Origin of the sequence: Sulfitobacter sediminis (genome assembly GCF_040811725.1) — a bacterium.
GTDB lineage: Bacteria > Pseudomonadota > Alphaproteobacteria > Rhodobacterales > Rhodobacteraceae > Sulfitobacter > Sulfitobacter sediminis.
Genome location: NZ_JBFNXX010000072.1, coordinates 1 through 3,374, shown reverse-complemented (window position 1 = coordinate 3,374; position 3,374 = coordinate 1). Strand labels below are relative to the sequence as shown.

Here is a 3,374-nt window from a genome sequence, read left to right as displayed (position 1 = left end):
GGTGTGAAGAGCCGGGCAGAAACCGTTCGGCCATCAATTCAAACGAAATCCCCGGTCGACTTTTTCAACAGCATCCGACGCTTTGCGGACATCCGACCATTTTTCTCGGATGTCTCAGGAGAGCCCGAAGCGGCCCATGGTAGCCGGTGAACAAAGGCGTGCGATGGTTGCCTGTTCGATTGTTTCTATGATCAACATGTCGGACACAGATCATGTCTTGGGGGCATCCATGAAGAAGCCGCGCACACTTTTCACCTCCGCTGGGGACGTCGCTATCGCCTACCAGGTGGTAGGCAACGGCCCGACTGATCTCATCTACGCATCCGGCTGGCTCCACAATATCGATATCATATGGGAGCACGCAGGCTACAATCGGCTGCTGTCGCGACTTGCAGAGCACTATCGCCTGATCCTTTTCGACAAACGCGGCACCGGGATGTCTGACCGGGACGTAGGTGCACCCACACTCGAACAACGTACCGACGACATTCGCGCCGTCATGGAGGCCGCGGGGTCGGACAAGGCGTCAATTTTCGGCGTCAGTGAGGGCGCGAACATGGCCACCATGTTCGCGGCAATCTACCCCGAACGTGTGAACAGCATCATATTGGTTGGATGCTACGCCTGCCGCGCATGGAAGCCGGACTGGCCATTTGGCTTCAGGCGTGCCGAGTTCGAAAGCATGGTAAAACTGTTGGGTGAAAACTGGGGGGATTTCCGGGATTTCCTAGCTTTGAGGGCACCATCTGTCGCAACGGATGAAGATGAAATCGAATTCAACAACAGGCTATTCGTTCAGTCAGGCAGCCCGAGCACGGCAGTCAACATTACGCGGCTGAATTACGAACTGGACATTCGCCCTATTCTCCCATCCGTGCAGGCGCCTTCTCTTGTTCTTCATTCGAGAGGTGATCGTGTTGTTACTTTGGAAGAGGCGGAGTTCATAGCCGAAACGCTTCCCAGAAGTCGCTTGAAGATACTTGAGCGAGAGGACCACTTGCCATGGATTGGCAACGTCGATGAGGTCGCTGACGAGATTATCGCCTTTGCTTCCGAAGTAACGAATGCTGAAGTCTCCGACCGCATACTGGCGACGATACTGATGACTGATATCGAAGGTTCTACCAGCGCCACAGTTCGCATGGGTGACGCGCGATGGCGCGAAATCATCGATGCCCATGACATAGCAGCAGCCCGCGTCGTTGCGCGGCATGGAGGAACACTGATCAAGACCATGGGGGACGGGATCCTGGCTACATTCGCTGGTCCAAGCCGTGCAGTCGCCTGTGCCAAAAACCTGAAACAGGAAGCGTCCTTATTAGACCTCTCGATCCGCGCCGGTGTGCATACAGGAGAATGCGAGCGGCGCGGCAAGGACATCTCAGGAGTTGCTGTCAACGTTGCCGCAAGAATATTGGACGTGACACCAGGTGGAGCTTGCTTCGTTTCATCGCTCGTTCGTGACCTGACCGCAGGCTCAGGTTTGGAGTTTGCACCTGCGGGTTCCCACCAATTCAAAGGGCTTCCCGGAGACTGGGACTTATACGCTGTAACTTAGGCGTAGAAGGTGCGCTTTGTCCCGCTTCTGAGACATCGGACGCAGTCAAAACGAGTGGCCGGTGTTGGCAAAGGCGGTCGTTGCAGCGCGAAAACGGACGTTGCCGCGGCGCGAGCCAGTCATGAGTGGCCGGTGACGGCAGCTTTGCGGTCATCTGATGAAAAGACTCGGATGACCCAAACGAGCCCGAAGCAGTCCCTGATCTTTCGGCGAGCAATGTCTGACTTCTGTCTTAGTGGAAGTGCACGCCAGCATCTATTCCGATGCTCTGACCTGTTATTGTACTTGATTTGCAAAGATAAATGACTTGAGACGCGACATCGTCGATCTCGGTAAAACTCTTCAGGGCGGCCCTGTTTTGCCACATATCGTAGACTTCATTATCTGCACCCGGTTTGGGGCCACCACCGCCCAACGCAGTTTCCACCATCAGCCCCGGTGCAACACAGTTTACCGTGACATCTGGCGCCAAAGCTGCGGCAAGGAACCGAGTGAGCGGGATGACTGCTGCTTTGCTGGGAGCAAATATCCGGTCCTGATACCAGTCACCATGACCGAGCGTAGAGCCAATGTTCACTACGCGACCCCATTTCGAGACCCGTAAGTGAGACGCGGCCGCCCGAGTGACTAGATATGGCCCCTTTACATTCACGGCCATCATTTCGTCCCAGATAGCAGGGGTGAACGCGTCAAGGTCTCCGAGTTCAATCGAGTGTCCGCCGGACGCAATTGCTGCGTTGTTTACAACTATGTCCAATGACCTCTGATCGGTGACGATCTTGGATACTGCACTCTCAATTGAATGGGGGTCCGTTTGGTCCACCTGAATGGTGAACGCCGAACCACCGGCAGCCTCAATGCGTTGCTTGACCTCTTCTGCTCGTTCTTCACCGTGATGAAAACCGATCGCGACGCACACACCCTCGTCAGAGAGGAGGGTGCAGATACGGGAACCAAGCCCGCCGCTGCCACCCGTGACAAATGCAACCGCTCCGGAAATGTCCATAATAGGCTCTTCCTCCAAAAATGCAGGTCAGGGTATGCAAAAGGCCGCTTGAAGTCACTCGACGGCCCAATTGTTCTGAAGCTGTCCTTTGAGACTTTCAGACTTTGAAAGGATTTTCTGAAAACGTCCGCAACACAGTCATTCGAGCAAGATGCAGCCAGCGACCGCTTCGAGGCCTCGTGGACATTCATGAACGGTTCGCTGTTTCCGGGCCGAAAGTGTTCTTGATCTCCGAAACGAGGTCGGCTGGAAATCCTCCCTCCTTGGCATGACGATAGATATCTTCCGCACTATCCGCTTCGTGAACACAGTACAGCTTGTCGCCGGCGGCATAAGTATGATGCCAGATGTATGGCACACCAAGGCCGTTGACCACTGAATTAGACTTTGCCGAAATGTCGCACAGTTCATCCGCAGTCAATTTGTCGGCACCGGGAACATTTCTTTCAACGATAAATTTTGGCATTTTTCCCCTTTTAAACAGATGGTTGTATTTTTTCTCTGAAAATTGATTGTATTCAGAGTGCTCCGTTTTCCAAGCATCCAGACACGAGTCTTCAGATTATTCTCAATAGAGCAAGCAATAATATCATTGGTGGCAATAAAGGTTTCCTTTAGTGCGAGGCTGCTTCGTAGGGTCCACGTCAACGCTTCGCGGGCTTACTCTTGGAAAGATCACACAGCACAAGTGCCGTTCAATTGTGCGAAACGGCGACGGCCAAAGAAGTCGCCGTGTCCTTCCCCCCTAGAACTGGGCCACTACGATGGCCGAGAGAGGGGGACAGAGAATGGCTCGGAAACGGTACTCAG

3 protein-coding genes are annotated in these 3,374 nt (G+C 53.9%); 1 reads left to right on the top strand and 2 read right to left on the bottom strand.

Features of this window, described 5'->3' with window-relative positions:
* Positions 1–136 precede the first annotated feature (136 nt).
* Positions 137–1,558 carry an adenylate/guanylate cyclase domain-containing protein gene (locus tag AB2B41_RS23140; RefSeq protein ID WP_367880189.1) on the top strand — a complete coding sequence of 474 codons (1,422 nt, stop codon included), beginning with the start codon at positions 137–139 and terminating at the stop codon, positions 1,556–1,558.
* Between the two features lie 232 nt (positions 1,559–1,790).
* Here AB2B41_RS23140 and AB2B41_RS23135 read toward each other — a convergent pair whose 3' ends face one another.
* Together AB2B41_RS23135 and AB2B41_RS23130 are read right to left on the bottom strand one after the other, a co-directional pair.
* Entirely contained in the window at positions 1,791–2,564 is a 774-nt protein-coding gene (locus AB2B41_RS23135; RefSeq protein WP_367880188.1) for an SDR family NAD(P)-dependent oxidoreductase, read from the bottom strand.
* Between the two features lie 187 nt (positions 2,565–2,751).
* Positions 2,752–3,030, bottom strand: coding sequence for a DUF4242 domain-containing protein (locus AB2B41_RS23130; RefSeq protein ID WP_367880187.1), 279 nt, complete (start codon positions 3,028–3,030; stop codon positions 2,752–2,754).
* Positions 3,031–3,374: the final 344 nt, after the last annotated feature.

Coding starts and splice junctions, on each gene's coding strand:
- AB2B41_RS23130 (WP_367880187.1), bottom strand. CDS start 3,030: ATGCCAAAATTTATCGTTGAAAGAAATGTTCCCGGTGCCGACAAATTG.
- AB2B41_RS23135 (WP_367880188.1), bottom strand. CDS start 2,564: ATGGACATTTCCGGAGCGGTTGCATTTGTCACGGGTGGCAGCGGCGGG.
- AB2B41_RS23140 (WP_367880189.1), top strand. CDS start 137: ATGGTAGCCGGTGAACAAAGGCGTGCGATGGTTGCCTGTTCGATTGTT.